1 rRNA gene is annotated in these 2,446 nt (G+C 57.9%); it reads right to left on the bottom strand.

Features of this window, described 5'->3' with window-relative positions:
* A 23S ribosomal RNA gene (locus G552_RS0113610) occupies positions 1 to 2,215 on the bottom strand; the annotation flags it as partial.
* Positions 2,216 to 2,446 lie beyond the last annotated feature (231 nt).

The following is a 2,446-nucleotide window of genomic DNA, read 5'->3' on the forward strand; positions in this document are numbered from 1 at the left end:
CGGGTTAGAAATCCAGACGTCTCAGGGTGGTATCTCACCGGCGCCTCCACCGAAGCCAAAGCCCCGGCTTCATAGGCTCCCACCTATCCTGCGCAGAAACGGCCGAATCTCAAGGCCAGACTGCAGTAAAGCTCCACGGGGTCTTTTCGTCCTGCCACGAGTAGGCTGCATCTTCACAGCCAGTTCAATTTCACCGGGTCCCTCGCTGAGACAGCGCGCTGATCGTTACGCTTTTCGTGCAGGTCGGAACTTACCCGACAAGGAATTTCGCTACCTTAGGACCGTTATAGTTACGGCCGCCGTTCACTGGGGCTTCGGTTCGGGGCTTGCACCCCTCCCCTTGACCTTCCAGCACCGGGCAAGCGTCGCTCCGTATACTTCCACTTACGTGTTCGCACAGAGCTGAGTTTTTGGTAAACAGTCGCCAGCGCCTATTCACTGCGGCCTACATCGCTGTAGGCACCCCTTCTCCCGAAGTTACGGGGCTAGATTGCAAAGTTCCTTAGCGAGGGTTCTCCCGCGCGCCTTGGTGCATTGACACCCACCCACCTGTGTCGGTTTGCGGTACGGGTACTCCGCGGTTGTGCTTAGAGGCTTTTCTTGGCTCCATGGCTTCGGCAAGTTGTCACCTTGCGGCTTCCACACCACGCGCCGGTATATGGGCTACGGATTTGCCTATAGCCCCCTTCGCGCTTCTGTCCGGGCTCGTCCATGGCTCCGGTTTGCCTAGCCTAAAGCGTCCCCCCATCGCACCGCGAAGTAGGACTGGAATATTAACCAGTTGTCCGTCGGCTTCCCCTCTCGGGTTATCCTTAGGCCCCGCCTAACCCTACGATGACGACCATCGCGTAGGAAACCTTGGGTTTACGGCGAAGGGGATTCTCACCCCTTTTATCGTTACTCATGCTGGCATTCGCACTTCCCATACCTCCACCACTCCTCACGGTATGGCTTCCTCGGCATAGGGAACGCTCCTCTACCACTCCCGCATCGCTGCGAAAGTCCGCGATTTCGGTGGCAGGCTTAAGCCCCGATCATTTTCAGCGCAGGGTCACTCGACCAGTGAGCTATTACGCACTCTTTAAAGGATGGCTGCTTCTAAGCCAACCTCCTGGCTGTCTGGGCAACCCCACATCTTTTCCCACTTAGCCCGCACTTGGGGACCTTAATCGGCGGTCTCGGTTGTTCCCGCGCTTGGACACGGATGTTAGCACTCGCGCCCTCACTCCCGGACTCCCCTTTGGACCCTTCAGAGTTTGAAAGGGTTTGGTAGGCTGGTAGGCCCCCTAGCCCTATCAGTGCTTTACAGGCCCAAATCAGCATCCGAGGCTGACCCTAAAGTCATTTCGAGGAGAACCAGCTATCTCCCAGATCGGTTAGCTTTTCACTCCTAACCCCAGCTCATCCGAAGGATTTGCATCTCCAACCGGTTCGGCCCTCCACCAAGTGTCACCTCGGCTTCAGCCTGGCCAGGGCTAGCTCTCTGGGTTTCGGGTCTACGGCAACGGACTCCGGGCCGCGAACGGCCCACTATCGCCCTATTCGGACTCGCTTTCGCTACGCCTCCGCCTACCGGCTTAAGCTCGCCCGCTACCGTAAGTCGCCAGCTCATGCTTCAATAGGCACACCACAAAGCCTCCGCCCTAAGGCAGATAGCCCCGTGATTGCTTGTAGGCACACGGTTTCAGGTTCTATTTCACTCCCCTCCCGGGGTTCTTTTCACCTTTCCCTCACGGTACTGGTCCGCTATCGGTCACCTAGAGTATTTAGCCTTACGCGGTGGGCCGCGCAGATTCACCCATAGCTCCACGAACCACAGGCTACTCGGGTACTGGCTACTAGCCTCCGCCTTTCGTCTACAGGACTTTCACCTTCTATGGTGGGCCTTCCCAGACCCTTCGACTAGGCCTCCGCTTCGATATCGCCAGCCCCACAACCCCGCTGAGCACGCTCAGCAGTTTAGGCTCCTCCCCTTTCGCTCGCCGCTACTCAGGGAATCGATGTCTCTTTCTTCTCCTCTGGGTACTAAGATGTTTCAGTTCCCCAGGTTCCCCCCGCTTCCGCGGTGACCTGTGTTCCCACAGGCCGGGTTCCCCCATTCGGACATCCCGGTATCAACGCTTACTACCAGCTCCACCGGGCTTTTCGCAGGTAATCACGTCCTTCATCGGCTTAGGTGCCAGGGCATCCACCGTGTGCCCGTTCTATCTTGACCTTCTTCATCGCCTGGAGTTCCCCCCAAGCGTCGCATTCGCCTTCAACTACCCCGCCCGCTTTCCGCGTGCAGGACAGCCTCCCGCTAACCTCATCTACCCCTTTGTCATGATCCTCGCACTCTCCGCCTCCGCGGGGCGCAACGAGAAGCATATCAAAGCCTCGCAGATGTGTCAATAGGGGTGTAATCGGTCAACACATGTGAGACTGGGGAACCGACTCCTCCTGCATC

Origin of the sequence: Meiothermus rufus DSM 22234, from assembly GCF_000423425.1 — a bacterium.
Lineage (GTDB): Bacteria > Deinococcota > Deinococci > Deinococcales > Thermaceae > Meiothermus > Meiothermus rufus.